Raw genomic sequence first — 1,245 nt, 5'->3', positions numbered from 1 at the left:
TGCATCGCCACCAGCGACGACGAGCACGCCGTGTCCACCGTGATCGCCGGACCCTCGAACCCGAACGAATACGACACGCGACCCGACGCCACGCTGGCCATGCTGCCGCTGCTGACGTAGCCCTCGAATCCTTCGGGGGCGGGCCGCAGCCGGGCACCGTAGTCGTCGTACATCACACCGGCGAACACACCCGTCGACGAACCGCGCAGCCCCGCGGGATCGATCCCCCCACGCTCCAGCGCCTCCCACGCCACCTCCAGCAGCAGCCGCTGCTGCGGATCGATCGCGAGCGCCTCGCGCGGAGAGATCCCGAAGAAGCCGGCGTCGAACTCCGCCGCGTCGTGCAGGAACCCGCCGTGCCGGCTGTAGGACTTGCCCACCCGGTCCGGGTCCGGGTCGAAGAGACCCTCGACATCCCACCCCCGGTCACCGGGGAACTCCGAGACCGCGTCCCCGCCCTCGACCACCAGCCGCCACAGATCCTCCGGAGACCGCACATCACCCGGATACCGGCACGCCATCCCGACGATCACCACCGGATCGTCACCGACCGCCACCCCCACCGGCACCGACACGGCCGCCCCCGCATCCGACCCGTCGTCCGCACCGAGCAGCTCCGACTTGAGGAGCTGGACGACCGCCTGCGGGGTCGGGTGGTCGAAGACGAGGGTGGCGGGGAGCGTCAGTCCGGTCGCGTTGTTGAGCTGGTTGCGCAGCTCCATCGACGTGAGGGAGTCGAACCCGGCGTCACCGAAGCCCCGGTGCGGGTCGATGCTCTCGGGGCTGGAGTGCGCCAGGACGGAGGCGACGTGCTTGCGGACCAGGTCGAGGAGCAGTCGTTCCTGGTCCCCCTCGGGCAGTCCGGCCAGGTGTTGTGCCAAGGGCCGCGCCGCCGCGCCTGCCGTGACGCGACGTACCGAGGCGCGGACGAGTTCCGCGAAGACGGGGGGCAGGGTGCCGTCGGCAGCCTGCGCCCGGAGCGCCTTGCGGTCGAGCTCCGCCGCGACGACCACGGGCCGGTCGCCGACGAGCGCCGCGTCGAAGAGGTCAAGGCCCTGGGCCGTGGAGAGCGGCGCGATGCCGTTCCGGTGGAGGCGGGCCAGGGCGGTGCGGTCGAGCTGGGTGGTCATCGCGCTGTCCTCGGCCCACAGGCCCCAGGCGATGCTGGTGGCCGGCAGCCCCTGAGCCCGACGGAACTCCGCCAACGCGTCCAGGAACGCGTTCGCCGCCGCATAGTTCGCCTGC

1 protein-coding gene is annotated in these 1,245 nt (G+C 72.0%); it reads right to left on the bottom strand.

Translation table 11 applies throughout. The features are described from left to right. The coding region (locus tag AB0M16_RS36185) for a beta-ketoacyl synthase N-terminal-like domain-containing protein (protein ID WP_365350803.1) at positions 1 to 1,245 on the bottom strand (1,245 nt) is incomplete at both ends.

The organism is Streptomyces sp. NPDC051921, assembly GCF_040680975.1.
Taxonomy (GTDB): Bacteria; Actinomycetota; Actinomycetes; order Streptomycetales; family Streptomycetaceae; genus Streptomyces.
The sequence above is the reverse complement of the archived record's forward strand: the minus strand, read 5'-3'. Positions and strand labels throughout refer to the sequence as shown.